Origin of the sequence: Rhodococcus sp. 1168 (assembly GCF_002091955.1) — a bacterium.
Lineage (GTDB): Bacteria > Actinomycetota > Actinomycetes > Mycobacteriales > Mycobacteriaceae > Rhodococcoides.
In genome coordinates this window covers 95373-115871 of the sequence record NZ_MKKY01000055.1, presented here as the reverse complement: position 1 = coordinate 115871, position 20499 = coordinate 95373, and the positions used below count along the sequence as shown (strand labels likewise).

Below are 20499 nucleotides of genomic sequence, written 5' to 3'. Positions count from 1 at the left end.
ATGGGTGCGCGAGAATACGCTCGCGGGGCTCGAAGCACTGATTGCGCGCAGAGTTCAAAACGTCAATCTTATTCAGGTAACAAACAATCCGCTGCCACTCCCCGAGCAAAAGCTACTGACAGTCATGACGTCGGTTACTCCGCCGCGACACGGGTGGTCAGGACGTACATTCTTCGTGGTGGATGCCGACGCGTCACACGCAAGCAACCCACCGCGGAGCGAGGTCGAACTGGCATACGAACCCAAGGCGCATCGGCTCGTGCTGACGATCACCCCATCGACGCGTCGAGCGCTCGGCACTGCGACCCATGTGAAGGTTTCGTACATCGATGACTTCGAACTCGAGCTACTCCGGCAATTGCGCGCATGCCTACAGGGCTCGACCCGTGCCCCTTTGGTCGTCGACTTGTGGTCACGCGGAGCTCTTCCTGCGGTGCCCGTTGTTCCCACACTGAACGACGAGCAGCAGCAAGCTCTGAGCGCCATGACCTCCGGTGGCGCATGGCTGGTGTGGGGCCCGCCCGGTACCGGAAAGACGAAGGTCATCGTTGAAGCAGTATCTCGTGCGTTGAGCCAGGGTCACTCCGTTCTCATCGCGTCGCACACCAATGTCGCAGTGGACAACGTCGTCGAGTCCGTCGTTGAGAGGGTGACCGAACCTGGTCAAGTCGTGCGGGTCGGTTCCACGGACAAACTCACCCAGAAGGTTCGAGAGCATCCTTGGCTCACGGTCGACAAGACTGCAGCGGTGATGACAAACAGGGCCGCACGATTGCAGGAGATCGAGGGAGCAATCGCCGCAAATGCCGCACACCCCGATCGCACTCATCTCAGTGTTGTAGTGCAACAACTCGAGCAAGGTAACGGCCTTCGCCTCGAAACTGCGCTGAGAGCTCGAGAAGCTGCGACTACCGCACGGCACCTTGCCGAGGACATCACGATGGCCGGGGTCGAGTCCACACGCCGACTTACCGCCCTCGACCGCATCGACGAGGCTGTTCAACGCAGCATTGCTTCCGCATCGAGGTTGCCTCAGCTGAAACACCATGCTGAGTCGACTGCCCGGACCGCGTACAACGCTGCGCAGGATGTCCAAGTCGCCGAACGCACGCTCGCATTACTGAGAGTCGGGCACTCCGATGCCGTATTGAAGTGGTCCGAGGCTACCTCGGCACAGCACTCTTGGATCGCGGGATTGCCCTGGCGCCGAGGAGAAGCCGATGCACGAGTACGACGCGCTGTAGAGCTTCGCGATGCGCTTGCCGCCGAGCTACATTGTGCCCAGTCCGGGTTCGAGACACTCAGAAGGGCTGCCGCTGCCACAGGCGGAGAGGCCACCAGAGCGCATGAGCAGGTACAAAGCGCTGAATTTGCCGGGCAACACGCGCGTGAACTAGCCAGTGAAGCCTCTACTTTGCAGGCTGCGGAGTCCACCTTGCAGGCACGGTTGGCCCAGTTGGAAAGTGAATACGCGGAAGCTCTCCGGATTGTCGACGCCGCTCCCGATCACGAGGAGATCATCTCCACGGCGCGACTGGACGGGACTTGGGAGGCTCTCGCCGAACGCGACGAGTACAACGAACGCGTCGCAGCACTCGAAGCCGCGATCAGGGAGCTGAATCGTCAGAAGAAGCTCCTCGACGACGAGTATGCGGCGACCAAGCGCACACTCCTGGAAAACGCACCCGTCATCGCATGCACTCTGTCTACGTTGACAACCAAGGCAGAGTTGTCGAACCGAAGATTCGACACGGTAATTATCGATGAGGCAGCGTCGGCGCAGATCGCGCAACTGGTCTACGCCGGATCGAAGGCCGACCGTTGCCTCGCATACGTGGGTGACTTTCTTCAGAATGCGCCAATCACCGACACCGACGACGCGATCACCGAAGTCGACAAGCAGGTGTTGCACTGGCAGCAAGATGATATTTTCGCCCTGCTCGGTGTCGTGGATCGAGCCTCTGCACAGGACAATTCACGTTGTGTGGCGTTGCGAACGCAGTATCGATACCCACCAATCATCGCTGGCGTGGTCAACGAGTTCTGCTACGACGGCCTACTCGAAAGCTCTTGGCGGAACAACGACGACCGTCTCGGACAGCCTTACGTGGTCTTCGTGGACACCGCCACGCACCCCGAACAAGGTTTGCGCCGAACCGACGCGTCGTGGATCCACCCTCTCGGGCTCGACTTGATCGAGGCCATTCACGCCCGTCACCGAGACCACTCGAGCACGTCGATGGGACTGGTATGCCCGTATGTAGCACATGCCAGACAAGCAGAAGCTCTGGCGCGCAGGAAAACTCTAGCCATCGAATGTGGAACTGCCCATAAATTTCAAGGGCGGCAATACGACGTCGTGATCCTGGACCTCATGCAGGACTCGGGGCGTCTCCGGTGGGCAGCGCAAGCAGATCTGTCCGGAAACAAGCACGAAGTATCTGCGGCCAAGTTGTTGAACGTCGGAATCACCCGGGCTCAACAACGGCTCTACATCATCGGAGATTGGGGCGTCGTCCGTCGTACCCAGACTCCCGGCATGATGGCCATCGCTAATCTGGTAGGGCGAGCCGAGTTTCAATTGGTCTCTGCGACTGACGTATTGACCATCGAGCATCTTCAGAGGTAGACACATGTCGCAGTATCACTACGTGCCCGAGCCATCCATCGCCTTCTCGCTACGTCACCTCCTCGCTACCGAGAGTCCCAAGCGAGATCGCAAAAACATGCGAAAGCTCGATGCCACGCTGCCGTCGGTCTGCGTTAGACACGGCAACCTAGGGACTTGGTCGTTCACGGCGTTTGTGCCCTCACACCCAAGCATCCCCTGGGACGACCTCTCGATACCACGAAAGATCCTCAGTAGCATCGGTCCTTGGGCAGGGCGTTGACCGCATCGCGGCGCGAAGGTCGCGCACAATACGCGCAGAGACCCACTGGTCAGTCTGCCCAACCTGCCGCTGGTACGTCTTCGGGCGGCGAGTAGTGAGTCTTGTACTGGTTGCCATGACCGCCGTCATCATCACCGGGCCTATCTCCCCCCTGATGGAATGGATCCCCGAAGGCCCTCGCTCCTTGCTGCTCATTGTTGGTATTGCCCTAGCCATCCCAACCATCAGAAGCCTGAGCACTTTGCAAGAGATCACCCGAGCACTCACCTCCGAGGACGGAACCGAACTGGTGGTTCGGAACCCGCATCCTGCATTCGTCCAGGAGGCAATCACGTTGGGGGCGAGACGATATCAGCCCGAAGTCACTCCGGCCAAACCGCAGTAACCGCTGTGGCATGCCGAGTCAGCTCTCCAGAGACGGGAGGATTTCTGGTTCGGTCATCTTTTCGCCTCTACCTGCTGCGCAGTGCGGTACTGCCCGGCGATCTCCTCCAGTGCGCCTTCGACCACCAGTCCCCTACCCACAGCGCGCACGATCGCCTCGTCGACTCCCAGGTCAGTTGCGATCTCGTCGGCTGACACTTCCGCTGCAGTACAACGCTGGAGTAAGTGCTCGCGGATATCCTTGCGAGAGACGATTCCTCGCTTCGGCTGCACTGGTACCGCACTGTCGAGATGGCGTGATGATTCGGTTGATTCACTTATTGGAGTTTGTGATTCACGCACAACCTGCGCCGAGGAAATCCCGGAAGCCTGAGCGATCGGCGCTGTCCTGCGCGCCCGAGTTGCCGCCACGCCAGACATCACGGGGGCACCAGCAAGGGCCTCCTCTTCGGCAATGTCTTCCACGACCGATTCGTCAGCGGTCAGTATTATCGGGGCCCACGTCGTCGGCGCCTCCTGTCCTGCGGAGGCGTTCACCGAGTACGGGGAGATGCCGAGTGTGTCGAGCGTTTCCCATAGAGACGAAAGCGCAGCCTCCTGGTCCAGGTAGTACTCGGACTCGCGTAACCGCCAGAATGTCCAGCCGACGCGTTTGATCTCTTGTTCGCGCTCCAGGTCGGCGTTCCGCTGTTCGGGAGTCGAATGAAACGCGTCGCCGTCGCACTCGACGGCCAGCCTCGACGCGCCGCCGGTGACAACCAGATCGATTCGGCGGCTGTTGACCTCGACCTGGGGGTTGACGTGATAACCGCGAGCGACGATATCGTTGAACACTCGCTGCTCGAAGAGACTGTCGAACGGTGACTGGCGAACGTCACGACTGACGTTCTCCGGCATGGCTTCCGCCGGAACCGGTGAGGTCGAGCTGATATAGGTAAGCAATGATTTGCGGAGGTCACCTGCTTTCAGTCGATCCGCCGTCACGGAGTGGAACAGCCAGAGCTGATCTTGCGCGCGTGAGGCAGCCACGTTGAAGCGGCGTTGGTACTCGCTTTGAGTCAAGGAGATGAACTTCTGTTCTGGGGCGACGACCAGTGACAGCATCACCACATGACGTTCGTCGCCCTGAAAGTCGGGTGGTGTACCGACTCTCAGCTTCCGCTCTTCGTACACTTCGGCGGACACCCGGCGCATCAGGAGGTTCTCGATGACGTCGACCTGTGAGCGGCCCTGAAGCACCACGACTCCGAAGGTCTTGCCGTCGTAGGCCGGGTTGTCGAAGCACTCGATCAGCTGGTCGACGATGGCGGCCGCTTCGAGTTCGTTTCTGAGCGTTGCGCCCTTGCCGAGATGAACGGCGCCTTCGACATACGTGTGGGCCAGCGGTGGGAGCCGGTCTGCACCGAACTGTCGGACCGGGATCAGCGGCGAATCACGGTAGAACTGGTTGCTCGACCAGTTGATTATTTCCGGCATGCACCGGAAGTGCTCACGTAGCCGGACCACCTGGCCGAATCGAGTCCGCAGCATCGAAAACAGGCTCGACCGCGGAGTAAGCGTTGTGCGCACATGCTCCGGTAGGTCACCCAGATAGAGGTCGAGCCGATCGAAAATCGTGTCGAGCGCGCCGCTCGATACTTCGCTCGGTGTGCACTGCTTGTCGTCGCCCACCACGATTACGCGCGGCGCCAACCAGAGTAGGAACAGACTCGTGATGTCTGCTTGGCTGGCCTCGTCGACGATGACGACGTCGAACGTATTGGGCTTTGCTGGAATGGACGAGAGAACTTGCTGAAGCGGCATCACCCAGGCCGGGACCGCGCTTTGCGCTTCGAGCATCGCCGAACGAGCTGCGCTGCTGTACTTCTCCGCATACTTGCCAGTGCCCATACCGATGTTGGCAACATGGTCGCGGTATGTCTGCAGTGCTTGAACTTCTGTCGCGGTCATTCGCTTGAGCGAGTCGCGCCACGCGCTCGCTGCGGCGAGCTGGGATGTCAGTTGCGCAATATCGGCGTCGACGGCGTCGAGTTCCGCATCGAGCTCCTGCTCCCTACCGGTTCGGTGCTGCTCGACAATCCACTCCTGGGCACGTCGCCACGCCCAGGCCTTGTCGAGTTCCCAACCGATTCGGTCCCATTGCTCGTCGCCGGCTGTGGTTCGAACGAGCTTCGCAAGGGCGGGCGCCGCCTCGGCTAAACGAGACTCCAATTCGGTCAACCGCAGTTGGTTGATTGTTTCACTGCACGCCGAGACATACTGATCGACTGAGTCTTCCAACGCGCTGAAGTCAGCCGAATCGAGCGTGTGGATCAACACCTCTCCCTCGGGTGAGGGAGCTTTGTCCACCTCGAGCGACACGGATCGGACCAGCTGATCCAACTCCGCGCGTGCGCTTTCAACATCCGACCTCGTGGCTATAGCACCGGCCGCGCCGGCGATCGATGACGCTTCGGCCAGGGAACGAACTCTCGGGTGCGAATGCGAAATAGACCTGAGCTGAGAGACCAGCTGATCACGAGTTGCCACAACGTTTCGAATAACGTCCAAGGATCGGAACGTTCCTTGCAAGCTGTTGATCTGCAGGCCTCGAGATCCGTCGACGACCACCGAAATGCGCAGGTCGGCGAGGAGCATCCCCGCTGAACGGATAGCGTCCAAAGCTCGCACGTGCTCCGCCACTGCGCGAAGTGCACTGGCGTCGACCGCGGGAACACCGTCCACGGTGGCGACAATGCCTGACTGTTCGTAGGCTCGCTGCTGAACGCTCTTGAAGAATCGACCCGACTTCCATTTCGCACCTGTCTCCAGAGCGACGGCCAACGCGTTGAGGACAGTCAAGCCCTGAGATGTCGTGTCCGAGCTGTAGGCATCTCGCGGGCCCACGGCGGAGTCTGCTCGCACCGCGATATCGAGAATCGCGGGCAGAGAATCGACACGCGCCCAGAGGTAGTCGGCCTCGCCGGACAGGACGCGGTCGGCCAGTTGTTGGAATTGGGGCGAGAGTTGCTGCACGTCGTCGACGAGACCATGCAAGCTCTCGCACAGCGACCGAACCTGTTGCGCAGTAGACAGGTCGACGCCCCCGAGAATCTCGATGAGCTGCGCGGATTCGGCGGTATCGGTCGAAACGCGAGTAGTAGCTCGGGTGAAAAGCTCTTCCAGTGCCGGCCGATCCGGCAGCAAGAATTCGATAGGAGTAAGTAGTTTAGCCGGCCGAGCACTCTGAGTCGGTGACGCAGTACTGATGAGCTTGCGTAGCTCCCCGATCTCTGTGCCGGACAGGGAAGGTTGCTTCGCGTGCAGTGGGCCCGGAAGCCACGAATATGCTGCCTCGTTTGCCTTGACCTGCTTGACGATCGACGCTGCGCTACCTTCGTATCCGTCGGAAACAGGAGGATGCTGGTAGGTTTCGGCTTCCCGCAGCGAGCGAATGCGTTCGAGGATGACTGAGCGATTCTGCCGGGCGGCCTGCCGTCGGGCAGCAAAATCTTTGATTCGTTGATCTTCGAGTCGCTCGTTGAACGAGGATTTGCGCTCGGCGATCGTCGCGACGCTCTTGTTCAGCTCGTGCGAGCCGCCGCGTGCAAGATCGGTGATGGAGACACAGAGTTCCTGCATCTCGACCGGCAGCTTGTCCCGCAGTACGCGGAGTGCCTGCGATTTCTCGCTCGTGACGAGGACTCGTTGACCGCGAGCCAACAACGCCGAGACGAGGTTGGCGATGGTGTGAGTCTTGCCTGTTCCAGGCGGACCTTCGACGACAACGCCGCTGTCCTTACCCAACCGTTCCAGGATCTGTGACTGCTCGGCATTGGCAGGAAGCGGGAAAAGGGGATCGTCGGCGAGTGTCGAAGAAGCGGCAGCGCCGACGCTCTGGAGCCAATGGAGACGGTCGTCGGGCTCGATCGCTTCCACCAGCTGAGCCAATCCCAGAGGCACTGGGGAATCGTCCGCCTCGACGTCGGCGATCATCTTCTCGTAGTACTCGACCAGTGCAAACGCGCCACGCTTACGAAGCACCAATGCTGGTGACGGCGTTAGCATCTTGTCCGACTTCACAGCGGGTTGTTCCAGTAGTTCGTTGACCTCGATGGTCTGCGTCAAGGCCCGCGGTGCCCAGTCTTTGAGGAATAACAGAACGCCATCACTCAGCGGCGATGCGGCCTGCTGTTGTAGCTGCTTCTGCAAACCGAGCGAACCCGAGGAATCGAAATCTGATCTACCCGTGAGGAGCTGGGTGTCCTCGAGTCGTGGCGAGCTCATCGGCGTCAGGCGTACAACGAGATCACCGGTTGCTTCGTCACGATCAACGGATGCGCTCTGAGTGATCAGGTGGGTCTGCACAGCGTCTTCGGTATCGAACGACGCAAGAGAAAGCAGCCCTGATGCCAGAACCAGTTCGACGGATTCCGGACGGGCGGACAGCTCCTGCATCATGCGCTGCAGCGCCTGATAGAACTCTGCCTGCGGTCGCCTGATGCGATCGGATGCAGCCCAGGTCTGCCACGTCGGCAACCACTCAGCGAATGCGCTGCGCACTGTCTCCGCTTCTGGTGAGTCGCGCTGGATGGCGCCGAGACCGGTCAACGAGCAGGATTCCGACAACTGCGGAGACTTCGATCGACTATCGGTAACCAGCTTCGTGTCAAGCCATCCCGTGAGAACCTTCGGGACCGGCGGCGGATCTTCGATGCTGACTCGTGGGGCACGGACAGCGATGCCGCCTTGCACGACCGACAGGTCGACCTGGGTGACCCGGTCATCACGGAACAGCCATTCGACCTGCGCGTGCTGCTGAACCTGCAACACCGGACTGGTGCGAGACTTTACGATCTCGCGGAGGAACTGCATGAGGCGCTTTACCCGCCCCTTGAGTTCTGCGTCGTGTTCCCGACTAGCCACTGCCAACTCCAAATTCGCCCCCGGAGGCGACGTCTTCGCTCCCGCGGACAATCTATCGGTTGCCTCCGACACGTAATCCGTTAGCAAGAGCAAAGTGCACGATGGCCCATCGACATACGGATGTGTGCAGCGATCACTGCCGGCCATCGGACCAGCCCGACCGAACGATCTAGCATGGGCGGTGTGATCGAACGACGGCCTTCCGGGCACGCGCTATGAACGAACGTGAGATGTCAACGGAAACAGGGATCGAGGGGCATGTCTTCGTCGTCCGGGGCAGACTCGAAGCAGTGGCATCGGATGTCGTGATCGTACCGACGGATCGAACATTCGTACCTCGTCGAACGTGGTGGCCGGCCCTCGACATCGATCAGAAGCCCCCGCCGCCGCTCGACCAAGATCACAGGGCTCGGCGATTTCAACCGCACAGTACTCAGAGCCGATCCGCCTGGCTGTTGCACGTCGCCCACGGCGGCCATCCATCCGTCACGTGGCTGATCGACGGCCTCGAACATCTTTTACGACTAATCGACGCAGACCCGCCGAAGTTCGTGAGCGACGGTCGAGTGAGACCGCTGATCGCGCTCCCAACCATTGGGGTAGGACGCGGAGGGTACGCAGGCGTACGCGGAAAAGTGATCGAGGCGCTCTATGCGACAACACTCGAATTCGTCGCCAGTTCCGACTTCGATGTCGTTTTCGTGGTGGAGAATGCAGCGGATTACGCTGCGTTCCAAGCGATTCGGCGAGAACGATCCTTGCCAACTCGCCAGCGCGAGGCGGGCGCCCACTTGGCTTCCAAAATTCGAGGTGGGGACACCGCTCTCCTGCTCGGTGCCGGCGTCAGCATATCGGCAGGCCTCCCCACCTGGGACGAGCTACTCGCAACCATCAAAAAGGACACACTTCCAGACCTGGATCCGGATCAATTTGCAACGCTGGGTGTCCTCGACAGAGCCCAATTGCTGTCGAAATCTGTTCAGGGGCAAACCCTCGGAGAACGCGCAGCGGGAGCTACGGGAGCTGATGCGAAAAAGGTACCCACCCTTGCGCACTGTCTTCTGGCGTCATTGTCAGTCGAAAAAGTTGTCACCACCAACTACGACTCCTTGTACGAGGACGCATTCAAAGCCGCGAACGGCCCAGATTCGATCTCGGTATTACCGCGCGAGAACGCCGTTGGTGATCGCGCATGGCTACTCAAAATGCACGGTGACGTCGCGGAACCTGAAAGTATCGTGCTGAGTCGTCGAGACTTCGTTCGCTACGACGCCGAGCGACGCCCTCTCGGGTCCATCGTGCAATCCATCATGGCAACAGGCCATCTCATTGTCATAGGCGCCTCGATGACCGATGACAATGTGCTACGGCTCGCGCATGAGGTTCTCGCAATGAATGCCACCAACAATCATCAACGCCCGTTGGGGACGGTGGTCACCCTGCAGAACGATCCCGTACGAAGTGCACTCTGGGAAGGCGATTTCGACTACCTCGCAGCGTCCGATTCCTCCAACATGAAAGTAGCGGCGCGAGACCTGGAGATCTTGCTCGACGGAACAGCGATGTACTCCAGCGACAGATCCCCGTACCTACTCGACAATCGGTATGCCGAGCTGTTGAGTCCAGAAGAGGCACAATTAGCCGACCACCTTCGTGAGGCTGCTCATCGAATCCGCTCACTCACCCCTGCCCAACGCAGCAGATGGAAGTCACTGGAGACAATTCTGACGGCTATGGGCGACAGTGAACTATCCCTCAACCACGCTGGCACTCAGCCTGAGCGGCCCGTAAAAGCAATTCGGGACCGTGGGCTTTTCAGAAGGTGATCGACAATCGCGCGAGATGCGCCGCTCCAGATGCGTCTTCGACACCAAATCGTGCGTAGCCGTTGCCTGGACCGGGCGTTCACCGCAGACGGCCGAGCCGCCACAACCGAGGAGAACGCAATGGAATGGTACGTGTCGATCTGGAACAGCGAGACGAAACGAATCGTCACCCGGGGTGGCGAGGCGCATGATCGTGAGACTGCGATCGAGCAGCTCGTCGCGATGGGCCGTTCGCTCACGCACACCGAGGACGGCACGCTGATCGGTAAATTCGGCAATGTCGTCGTCGATGACGAGCCGGGCAACTCGGTCCCGTTCGGCGACCAGGACCTGAGTGACGACGAACTCTGTCGCCGGGTGCATGCCGCCATCGAGTACACGATGGGACGGACCGAACCATCCCACGAGCCTATCCATACGGCGTCGGTTACACACGAGGGTCCCACGAAGTTCTCCACCCCAACCGGTGTAATCACCGATCAATGGGACCGAATTGCGCTGTGGCTCAGCACCTATCTCGACACCGCACCTGTGGTCCCCGCAGAGCAGACCGCCATCGACGACGCCATCGCACGCACCGGCGTTAGCTGGCCCGAGGAACTGCAGGCGCTTTTCAGGTCGGTCAACGGGTTTCCACATGATGCGTGGGTACCGCTGCTGCCGTCGCACGAGTTGTTCGATCTCGAGCGCGTGATCGACGAGCGGCAAATGGAGCTCGAGGTCTGGGGCGAATTCGCCGAGGACATGGACGAGAACGAGATGAGCACGTCGATGGCCGGGGACTCGGTGGGCACGTGGCTCCCAGAGTTCGTGCCGTTCGCGGGCGTCGACGGCAACCTACTGTTCGTCGACACCAGGCCCGGTCCACTACACGGATGCGTGACCGAATTCGACAAGGTCGGCGCGGACGACGGCGGCCCGCAGTGGATCTCGATCAGCGCAGTGCTCACCGACCTCGCTGATGCTCTCGAATCGGGCCGCCCGTTCGCCGGGGCGTGGACACCATCGGTGGTCGACGGACAGTTGGAGTGGTTGTACGCCAACTAGATTGAACCTCTGGACCGGTCCGCAGCATTGCTTTGGCGCTGCACAGCATTGCTCGGGAGCATCTACCTCTGTCGGACGCCCGAGCACTTCGACCGGTTGGACTGTTCGGGGCACTGCTTTTGGTGAACTGCAGCATCCGGACCGACTGGATACTCCGTTGTTGCTGACGATCAAACTTCGCGGGACGAAACCGAATTCGATCTTTCCGAGACCGGGTCACCACCCTGCGGCTGATCGGCACCTTCGGCTGCGGGTCACTGTCGATCCCCTATGCCGTCGACAACCTCGCGCCGGGGATCGCGGACGCTCTCCGGTAGTGCTCGCACCCGAGAGGTCCAACCGACAACACGAACAGGGTCGTTACCACCTGGCCCGACGGGTGCGCTCGGCGAAACGGTCGAGTGCATCGAAGATCTCGTCTGCCTGCCACACGCGGTTCCGTCGCCCCTTCGACGTCTGGTGGAGAACGCCCGCGTCAACGAGTCGGTCGATGGCTCGCTGAGCAGACATATCACTGACATCGAATGTCCCCTGCACGAAAGGGTTGTCGATCACTGATTGTGCAATAAGTGCATCGATCAGGCTCCATACGACAGACTCGCGGCGCGCAACAACGGCTCCGATGAAACGGTCTCTAGCAGCTGCCAATTCGTCGATCAACGTTCGGCCATTCGACACCGCTGTGAAAGTCGCGGCATTCAGGCGCCGAATTATCGGTTCGACGTGGCCCATTCTGTACTCGTCGAGGCTCGAAAAGTAGGTCGCCGTGTCCGTCAGCAGTCCGGCAGACAATGGGGCCGTAACATGTTCGATTACTTCGGCCCGTCGAAGCATCGTATGTATCAGTGATCTGCCGGTACGTCCGTTCCCATCGGTGAAGGGGTGAATCGTCTCGAACTGTGCATGGGCGATGGCCACCTGAGGAAGGACTGGAAGATCATCCCTCGATGCGAACACGAAAAGATCATCCAACGACTCCGCAAGCCGATCGTGGTGTGGCGGAACGAATGCAGCGTGGTGTGAACCGACATCAGAGCCACCGATCCAGACCTGCTGAGTGCGCCACCGGCCTGCATCGGGGTCACCGGCCGGCTCCATCAGTGCCCGGTGCATGGCTAGTACTGACTCGGCGGACGCCGTCGCACTCACTGCGAGTGCGGCCTCCATGGCGCGTACGTTGCCGCTGACAATCGACGCGTTTCGACTGCTCGGCGAACCCAACTCGGCGAGAGCCAACGAACGCGCGCCGACGGTGAGGTTCTCTGTCTGCGACGAGGCAGCGCTCTCGGATCGCAGCAGGATCGAGCTCATCGGCGCCAGCTCGGTGGACGAGCCGAGAGTCCCCCGCGTGCAACCTGCGCTGGGTTCTGGATGCCTGCATGGATGAGGACTCCCACGGCCGACTCTCGTACTCGACGGCAGTCAGCCCGAGATTTGAATCAGTGGCCATCAGACCAGCATACCAAGCTTTACACCTCTATCCATTGGCAATGCTCCCCGATGACGCCGATATTGCCCCGCATCTACAGCTGCTTACCCGGCCATCGGACCGCCCGAGGCTCCCCAATCGACAGAACTGATCTACGGCATCGCGGACTCGCTGCGCTGGGCGCCAATAGAACATCCGGCGCTTTTTATCTGAAATAGTCTCGCTGTGACAAATTCTGGGTCGGCGGTGCCTAGCCTCTACGAAATTCGACCGACGCTGTGCGTCCCTCGGAATCGGTTGCGTAGATTGAGTTCTCGGTGAGGGTCATGAGCCAGGTGTTGCTACTGCAGCTGCCTGATAGCACGTTCGCTCGCACGACCACAACGGCACCGTTTCGACTCTCTTCTGTCCAGTCCGCGTTGCATGGCCGGCCTGGTATATCGATATTTGCACGTAGCGGGTTAGCTTGGCTGATGTTGAGCGCCGCCAGGTAGGTTCCGTCGGAGACGGTCCAGGTTCCGTACCAACCGCCGACGACTCTATCGTCTGCCGGTGGAGCCAGGGGGAGCGGAACGAAGGGGAATCCCGGCACCGTGCCCGGGGCCTCGGCTGATCCAAGCAACGGAGCAACGGAATTGAGAACGCCGCCTGCGCTACCTGTCGCCATATTGCCAATGTCTGGGATCGGAAGTTCCACTACACCGGAACCCAAATCAACAATCGGGCCGGCGTGCGCCGTCGCGCCTACAGTCGAAAACAAAGTTGCAATAGCGATCAAGGCAATTAACGGCGAAAATATTTTCTTGCGCATTGAGCATCTCCAGGTGTTTGACCAACGATCGATGGCCTCAATCTACAAAAACGCGGTCGCGAAGTCTGTCTACTGTTCGGTGGTCGACTGTTCGAATGTCGGTCGCTGAATGCGCCGCCACACGAACACATTTTGTGACCTGCACCAGTAGGAAGTATGTGTAGTAACCGATGCCCTGGGCGACGCCGATCTGAGTTGGGGCTCTGTCGAAATCTATTCGACCACAATGCCTCCCGTGCTGAGAGCCATAGAACCAAGCTTGGTTGGCCAGTCGCGACGTCATCGTCACCGGGGACTCGATGATGACGACGGCACGGGTGCGCAAACATCTAGACCACCTCGGCGACTCGGACCACAGATGGACCGGCTGCGGGATGCGCCAGTGCATACCTCGTGGGGTCGAACGTCACAGTTCGTGAAGATCGATCAATCCGTCCTGGATGGCCCGCGCGAGTAGTGCGGCCTTCGTCGAGGCGCTCCGTCCTGCCTGATCGTATTTGGTCCGGATTCGGCTCAGATGCGTGTTCACGGTGCCGGGGGCGATGAACAGCATCTCGGACACCGCCGACTTCGAGTCCGACTTGATCCACGCCAGCAGAACCTCGACCTCTCGTGTACTGAGGCGTGGGCCGCGTGGCTGGGTTGTTCGTGCTTTGTCCGTGTCGAGGGAATCTGTCATTGTCACGCGCGGTCCTCACTCTGGGTGCCGCACATCCTGGTGACGTACGCGCATTGAATCCCTATGCAAGCGGATTGGGCCGCCCAGGTCACTCCGCGCGCCGATAGCCACCGCTCTCGAGTGACAGTGAGTACTCTCGCTAGGTGCCGTGGCGGGATCCTGCTGTGGACACAGCTTCATTTGGCTGATGGACGTGGATTCATTCGAATAAATGAGCAAGGGGCAGAGATTGACCGAGCACGATGCATTGGCGTCGCAATTCGTCGAGGCCGGAATTTCTTTGCTGGCCGAACGGCCACGGGAGGTTCTTCTCCGGGGGTTGCGGAGCGAAGATGTTGTCCACCGTGCGGGTGCGTCACAGGCGACGTTCTTCCGACGATTCACTACCAAATCCGACTTCGTCGACGCCCTCGTTTCACGACTGACCGAATCCGGGTGGCCGACCGCTGAGGCCGTTCGGGACGCGGTGCGGCTGAGCCGTCGGACGCACGCCGAGGCAGTGAACCCCGCCGTCGTCTCGCTGGCGGCGGACACATTCAACGTACTCGTAAACGACGCCCTGTCGGCAAAAACCGTTTTGGCGCAAGCGTTCGGCAGTAAGCGGGCGTTGAAGGCGGACTACGGCCGTAGAGACGAATTGGTCGTGGCCGCGTACGAAGCACTGTTCGAGCAGGCCGATGCCACGATGCGCAGACCGTTCACGGTCCGAACTCTAGGCATGACCGTCAACGCGATGCTCGACGGCTTCCGCCTGCGCAGCCGAGTCGATCCCGCGGCGGTCTCGGCGGCCGGCGTCGCCGATGCAGTGCTTGCGTTCCTCGGTGCGGTGGTGGACACATCCGGTCGGCACCAGCATCTTGACGACGTGGTCGCGCCCGTCGAACCGGTCGTGGCGCGGCCTCGACCGCGTGATCCGAGGGCCGCCATCATCGACGCTGCGCGCATCGAATTCGGCAAACGCGGATACTTCATGACGCGTATCGACGACATCGCGGACGATGCCGCCGTACCGCGTGCCACCGTTAAGAAGCTCTTCCCGACGAAACAGCACATCCTCGTCGGAGCGCTGCAAGCACGCGTGGACCTTCTGCGGGAGACTGTGGCGGACGATCTCCTCATCGGGACGGACGAAGTCACCATCATCGAGAACTTCTTGCTCCGCTGCGCGCGATTGGCTGCCCACGAGATCGAATTCATGGATGCGATGCTGGTGGCCGTCGCGCACGATACCTACGGCGAACCCGACGGCCTTCTGTCCATCAAGCAAAAGCTCAACATTCCGTCCATCATCGGACCCGTCATACAGCAGGGCCAGGATTCCGGGACTCTGGCCTTGATCGGCAGCCCGGTCGACCTAGCCGCGGGAATCACGAACACGCTCCTCATGCGGTGCTTCACCCGTCGGAACAACACCCCGGAGGACAACGCGAAGTTCATTGCGGATTTACTGTTGCGTGGGCTCGGGGGCCAGCCGCATCAGTCCATCTGAACCCCGGCGCGGCACCGATCGGGGTAGTCGAGAAGTCGACTCCGAACGCCATGTTCGAGGAGTTGGGGGTCTGTCCGCATCGTGTGGGTTGGTGGGCCGGTGTCTTTCGTTCACAGAATCGGGACCGAATGTCTTATTTCGCACGGCCATCGTCGATCAATCGTCGGATACCTATCCGAGGTCAGCCGCTTTACATTCATCGATATGCGGCGATTGAAGGTCTTCAGTTTCATGGCAGCGTCCTTGTTGCTCATGTCTGCTGCGTGCGGTGAAGACGGCGGCGAGACCACCAAAGGGCCTGACGCGGTGGCGTCCTCGTCGGCCGTCGACGACGACGACACAGCGTCGGCTGCCCAGCGAGCACCAGCAGGCAACCCATGCGACGGGACCCGTGGTCTATGTGAGGTCGTTGCGTCCGTCGACGTCGACGGTGACGGCAACTCGGACAACGTGGCCATCGAATTGGTCGACGGTCTGGTCAACGTCCACATCGACACGGGCGGCACGGTTTCGACTGCGAGTGTCGAGGACAAGCACATCCTCCGCAGCGACATCACACCGTCGAACGTGTTCGTCGGTGCGTATCACATCACGCGCGAGCAGGGCGCGGATATCGTCGTCGACGGAAAATTCGGTCTCGGCGGTTCGGAACTGTTCGGCGTGATCGGGTGGGACGACGGACCCGTGGTCATTCCCGCTCCCCCCGTCCTTGCTTCCGATTTCGACGACGCGACTGCATGGACGGTCCCTACCGAGGGGTTACGAGTTCTGGTGCGATGCCCGCAGCCAGGATCGGTCGGGGTGGTCACGACGGAGGGTGACAGCAGCTACGGGACACCGACTCCGGGCGGTGCGTACACGGAGACTGTCACCTCCGACTGGGCGAACGGGGAGTGGGCTGAGAAGGATACGAACAGGGTGTCCGGTGAATACACCAGTTCGAACAGGCTCGCCAAAACTGGGACGTTCGAATGCGAACCGATGCACTCTGCTCCCCCAGCGTTCGCGCCGACGGTCTCCGACCTGGATCCGAACATTGTCCTCGGCGGCCGACCACCCTCATACTCCGACGGGTACGGCGAAACAACCCCCGTCAAGATATATTTCGGCGGATCCCCCAGCGGTTTGGTCAGCGACATCGTGTGGGATTCCTGGGGTGGCGAACGCGCAACCGGTCACGGAAACGCGTTTTATGTTGTCGATTCCGTGGCGGACGCCGAGATGATGCCGGCCGAGGTCATCGCATACGACATCTCGACGTGCAACACACGCCGCGCCTACTCGACGGTGCAATGGTACTTCCCGTCCTTGGGTGAGGATTTCGATCCAGCACTTGGCAACGATGTGTGTTGAGCCCGATAGTCGGGACTGTTGATAACGTCGCGCAGGTTTCTGGACAGGTCGAGACCCGGCGGACGGTCGAGACATCCGGGCCATGGACATGAAGGGGTACGTCGATTTCGTCCGCGAGGACATTGCCGGGATGAGCTACATCTTGTCTCCGTGGAACGACCCGTGGGTCACACGACGCTCACGGCAGAGGGTCGCGTTTGCTTGCCGTATCGACTGTCCACGGCACGGAAGTACGGGTCGAGGGCGATGCGGCCGTCTGGCATCACCAGCATAGGTGGAGGTTGCATAGGCAGAATCGCGCCCGCGATGAGTGAACCTGCCCTCGTACCGATGTCGAGCGCCGGTACGTTCACGCCACCGTCGATCTCGTGACCAAATGATGCCAGATTCATCGAAATTGCTTTGAAGTCGGTTGATGTGTCGGAGACGTGGGTCCCCGAGTTGATCGCAGATTCGATGAGTTCGGCCATCAGCGCCTCGTCGCCCAAACGATATGCCCAGTCGAACAGGTTCGAGGTCCACAGGGCGACAGTTTTCGCCCAGGCTTCGCGGGTAGCGGCAGAGTTGAACTGAAATCTCTGGGCGTCGAGGTATTGCAGTGCGGGGAGAGCCAAGTCGACCGCTTCGCGCAGTCTGTCGTCCCCAGTATCGGAAACATCCCACAGCGCCGCAATGTAGTCACACTTGGCTGCATCGAGCATCGTGCCGAGTTCGAGAGCGGCGGTCCGGGCGGCACCGAGATGTACAAGTCCGCGATCTTTGTTGCCCAGCAACAGTTCTGCACAGGCACAATTGCGTTCTGCCCACGCGACTGTGCGTCGATGAGCGGGGTCTTGCCTCAGCTCCTTCAGCGCCTCCCCGATCAAATGGGCGGCCCTGGCGAACTGGGACTTCAAAATCGCCACGGCACCCAGGTTGCATCGACACAGGGCGCTTTTCTGTCTCTGGCCTAGGCGGGTGAACAGTGCGGTGGCCCGGAGAAATCCTTCCTCTGCTGCGTCGAGTTCGCCCCGCGAGATGTACAGGCCGGCCAGATTCTGGTCGAGCATTGCAACACGATCGGTGGCACCCATCGACTCGAAAGCACGCCGAGCGCGTTCGAAGGCCTGCGCGGATTCCTCCAGCCTTCCCGTCTCGAGATACAGCTGACTGAGGTGCGCGTCGGATGATGCTGCAGCCGAGGATATCCCGCTTTTCTCAAGCGCGTTCCGAGATTCGACCAGTGCACGTTCTGCGTCCGAGTAGCGGCCGAGAGATGAATACGCTGCACCGATGTTCTGCAGGCACAGGTCTGCTTGCTCCCTTTTGCCTTGTCGAAGGTACTCTGCGCGGACCTCTTCGAGTCTGTCGATAGCGCCTTGATAGTCTGACGACAGATACAGAAGCAGCGCCAGGTCCTGTCGGCAATCGTTCACCAGCCCGGCTGATTCCTCGAGCCCGTGCACCACGCGAAGCGCTTCGAACAACAGCACTTCTGCGGCAGGTAGCTCCGCCAGTGCACTTCTAACCGCGGCACGGTATCTGAGACTTCGAGCGTGGTTGAAGCGCTCTCCCGACGCGGCGAACACCTCCGAGGCCCGTAACAGATAGGAGTCCGCCGCGGTGTGATCTCCCATGTGCATGTGAACCGTACCGATGTGCATGTCGCACAACGCTACTGCGACAGAATCATCGAGAACGACGCTCACATTCCTGGCCCTCGAGTAGACAACGAGCGACTCATCCATCCTGCCCAGATCTTCGAGGATCCCGCCGAGACTGATGTCGATGTCGACAGCCTCTGCGGGCTCGACATCGGCATAAATGTCTCGGGCCGCGGTGAGTGACGCGATAGTGGGTTCGACCGACCGTCGGTGTGCATGCAGTCGAGCCAGCTGTCGGTGACAGTGCGCGCTCCGTGTGCCGCCGGTCGTCTCCTGGTGACGGTCGAGTGCATTTCCGAAGGCAGTGAAGGCATCGTCTACCCGCTCCGCGTCCAGATAGAGTTCGCCGAGTTGCTCCCAGCAGTCGCCCTCCATATCTGGGTGTGAGGTTGATCCGAAATAGTCTATCGCCGAGAGTAATTCGATCTCGGCTTCGTCGATATTATTCAAGCCCGAGCACAGCCCGAACAAGAACCGACAACGCGCGGCGTCGACTTCGTCGCCGTCATGCTCGTACAGGTCCCGAGCAGTTCGAAATGCGTTCCGCGCGCCCACGGAGTCGTCAATCTCGATCGAGCACGTCCCAGCGCTCTCGCTGCTGTCGGCCGCTTCCGCCCAGTGCTCGGCGAGCCGGAAACACTCCGCGGCACGTGCATAGGCGCGACGCGCTGGGCCGAAAGTCTCCAGTTTCTCGTATACCTCCCCCAGCGCGTTGGAATACAACCCCTCCGACTCGATGTCACCCCAATCGGCGCAAACCGCACAAGTCGCTTCGAGCAGTTTCGCCGCTTCCTGCGCCTCGCCGAGATCAGACAGCGCCATTCCGAGGATCCCCATGCAGTCCCCGGTCAACTCGACATCGTCCACGTCCACGTCCACGTCTACGAGAAGTCGGAGCGCGTACCTGAGCGAATCCACAGCCGAGTCCAGCTCACCCAGTTCCAATTGCAGAGCGCCGATCCACCTCAGACAATGCGCGATACGGTGCGCATGACCCGCCGATTCGCAGTCCGCCAACACGGCGCACATGACGCCGAGGGCTTCGATGGTTCGGCCTTGGTCCAACAGATCGAGTCCGGTCAGAAAAACCGAACTGGGCCAAGCGTCTTCGGTCATCGTCTACTGCACCTTGTCCCTGAACCGTGTGCCGAGTACAAACCGGAGAACGCAGAACACCACCCCATAGGCGACGAACGCCGAGACGGATCCGACGGAGTCCGCGTCCTGGCAATCCACAGTCGATCCGTAGGCCGAGGTCAGCATAACGATCAGGGCGAGGCCTACACCGACGGTCATGAGTCCGAGCTCAGGTGCGACCCCGATGATCGCACCGAGTACGACGGCTGCGCTCAGCCCCAGCACCATCGGCCCGGGTCCACCCACGACCCCGACCGGCGACGTGAGGAACAGGACCACGTCGACCGCTCCGAACCACCCCAGGCCGACGCTGCTCACCACCGAACTGCGCAGTCCTCCGACGAAGAATCCGGCCACCCCACTGACCACGGCGACCAGAACGAACAAGGCGATTGCTGAAATACGCAACGGGACATTGGTCTCGACGCCACAGATCTGAGGTTCGGTCACACTGGCCAGAGCGGGTATGAGCGCGATCAGTCCGAGCAGCGAGTACAGCAGGTTTCCGGCCTGCTCGACGCCGGGAATGCGTCGAAGCTTGCTGAGAACGAACGCTACGGCAGCGAAAAAGGACCCGATTACAAAGGCCGACCCGATGTCGATTCGGCCCGCAGCACTGAGCTGAACGAGGGCGGCGACCGCCACGAAGCCGCCCAGAAAGGCGACACCGTCGGGGTTGACACCGGCAAGCGCACCGCCGCCGGATAGTCGGTCACCACGCGCGAACGCCCGTCGTCCGAGCAGGAAGTGGGCGATGATCATCGAGAAGGCCAGCACGACGACGATCGCAGTCACGTAGCCAATGATCACCGATCTTGCCTGGCCGCGAAAGTCATTCAATGACGCGAATCGAACTCGACTCGCATGGGGGTTCGGTGCTGACCTCGCCGAGCACGACACGATGC

General features: G+C 60.6%; 12 protein-coding genes. 6 read left to right on the top strand and 6 right to left on the bottom strand.

Annotation, left to right across the window (positions count from 1 at the left end):
• The first annotated feature begins 4 nt into the window (after positions 1-4).
• Positions 5-2629 (top strand): DEAD/DEAH box helicase, encoded by a 2625-nt coding sequence (locus BJI47_RS10485; protein WP_176224794.1) that lies wholly within the window; start codon positions 5-7, stop codon positions 2627-2629.
• Positions 2630-2985: 356 nt separating this feature from the next.
• The gene (locus BJI47_RS10480) at positions 2986-3276 is read left to right on the top strand and encodes a hypothetical protein (RefSeq protein ID WP_125458708.1); all 291 of its coding nucleotides are present in this window, start codon (positions 2986-2988) and stop codon (positions 3274-3276) included.
• Positions 3277-3329: 53 nt separating this feature from the next.
• On the opposite strand, the gene BJI47_RS10475 is transcribed toward BJI47_RS10480, so the two are convergent.
• The gene (locus tag BJI47_RS10475; RefSeq protein WP_088943764.1) at positions 3330-8180 is read right to left on the bottom strand and encodes an AAA domain-containing protein; all 4851 of its coding nucleotides are present in this window, start codon (positions 8178-8180) and stop codon (positions 3330-3332) included.
• A gap of 230 nt (positions 8181-8410) precedes the next feature.
• Between BJI47_RS10475 and BJI47_RS10470 the strand changes: the two genes are divergently transcribed.
• Entirely contained in the window at positions 8411-10006 is a 1596-nt protein-coding gene (locus tag BJI47_RS10470) for an SIR2 family protein (RefSeq protein WP_176224793.1), read from the top strand.
• Between the two features lie 120 nt (positions 10007-10126).
• Positions 10127-11053 (top strand): SMI1/KNR4 family protein, encoded by a 927-nt coding sequence (locus tag BJI47_RS10465; protein ID WP_088943763.1) that lies wholly within the window; start codon positions 10127-10129, stop codon positions 11051-11053.
• A gap of 360 nt (positions 11054-11413) precedes the next feature.
• On the opposite strand, the gene BJI47_RS10460 is transcribed toward BJI47_RS10465, so the two are convergent.
• The 3 genes from BJI47_RS10460 to BJI47_RS10445 form a co-directional block, all read right to left on the bottom strand.
• A complete protein-coding gene (locus tag BJI47_RS10460) occupies positions 11414-12364 on the bottom strand; it encodes a Fic family protein (RefSeq protein ID WP_254900505.1) in 951 nt (316 codons plus the stop codon).
• Between the two features lie 368 nt (positions 12365-12732).
• Positions 12733-13149, bottom strand: a complete 417-nt coding sequence (locus tag BJI47_RS10455) for a hypothetical protein (RefSeq protein ID WP_125458707.1) — start codon at positions 13147-13149, stop codon at positions 12733-12735.
• Between the two features lie 550 nt (positions 13150-13699).
• The gene (locus tag BJI47_RS10445) at positions 13700-13972 is read right to left on the bottom strand and encodes a LuxR C-terminal-related transcriptional regulator (protein ID WP_088943666.1); all 273 of its coding nucleotides are present in this window, start codon (positions 13970-13972) and stop codon (positions 13700-13702) included.
• Between the two features lie 211 nt (positions 13973-14183).
• Here BJI47_RS10445 and BJI47_RS10440 point away from each other — a divergent pair, with 211 nt between their 5' ends.
• The gene (locus BJI47_RS10440; protein ID WP_088943665.1) at positions 14184-15461 is read left to right on the top strand and encodes a TetR/AcrR family transcriptional regulator; all 1278 of its coding nucleotides are present in this window, start codon (positions 14184-14186) and stop codon (positions 15459-15461) included.
• 204 nt (positions 15462-15665) lie between these two features.
• Complete coding sequence (locus BJI47_RS10435) at positions 15666-16814, top strand: hypothetical protein (RefSeq protein WP_088943664.1); 1149 nt, start codon at positions 15666-15668, stop codon at positions 16812-16814.
• A gap of 167 nt (positions 16815-16981) precedes the next feature.
• On the opposite strand, the gene BJI47_RS10430 is transcribed toward BJI47_RS10435, so the two are convergent.
• Positions 16982-19573, bottom strand: a complete 2592-nt coding sequence (locus BJI47_RS10430; protein WP_088943663.1) for a tetratricopeptide repeat protein — start codon at positions 19571-19573, stop codon at positions 16982-16984.
• A gap of 3 nt (positions 19574-19576) precedes the next feature.
• The gene (locus BJI47_RS10425) at positions 19577-20389 is read right to left on the bottom strand and encodes a hypothetical protein (protein WP_139804858.1); all 813 of its coding nucleotides are present in this window, start codon (positions 20387-20389) and stop codon (positions 19577-19579) included.
• Positions 20390-20499 lie beyond the last annotated feature (110 nt).

Excerpts from the sequence above, each read along its gene's own strand:
- BJI47_RS10470 (WP_176224793.1), top strand. The coding sequence starts at position 8,411 with ATGTCAACGGAAACAGGGATCGAGGGGCATGTCTTCGTCGTCCGGGGC.
- BJI47_RS10465 (WP_088943763.1), top strand. The coding sequence starts at position 10,127 with ATGGAATGGTACGTGTCGATCTGGAACAGCGAGACGAAACGAATCGTC.
- BJI47_RS10460 (WP_254900505.1), bottom strand. The coding sequence starts at position 12,364 with ATGAGCTCGATCCTGCTGCGATCCGAGAGCGCTGCCTCGTCGCAGACA.
- BJI47_RS10455 (WP_125458707.1), bottom strand. The coding sequence starts at position 13,149 with ATGGCGACAGGTAGCGCAGGCGGCGTTCTCAATTCCGTTGCTCCGTTG.
- BJI47_RS10445 (WP_088943666.1), bottom strand. The coding sequence starts at position 13,972 with ATGACAGATTCCCTCGACACGGACAAAGCACGAACAACCCAGCCACGC.
- BJI47_RS10440 (WP_088943665.1), top strand. The coding sequence starts at position 14,184 with ATGAGCAAGGGGCAGAGATTGACCGAGCACGATGCATTGGCGTCGCAA.
- BJI47_RS10435 (WP_088943664.1), top strand. The coding sequence starts at position 15,666 with ATGCGGCGATTGAAGGTCTTCAGTTTCATGGCAGCGTCCTTGTTGCTC.
- BJI47_RS10430 (WP_088943663.1), bottom strand. The coding sequence starts at position 19,573 with ATGACCGAAGACGCTTGGCCCAGTTCGGTTTTTCTGACCGGACTCGAT.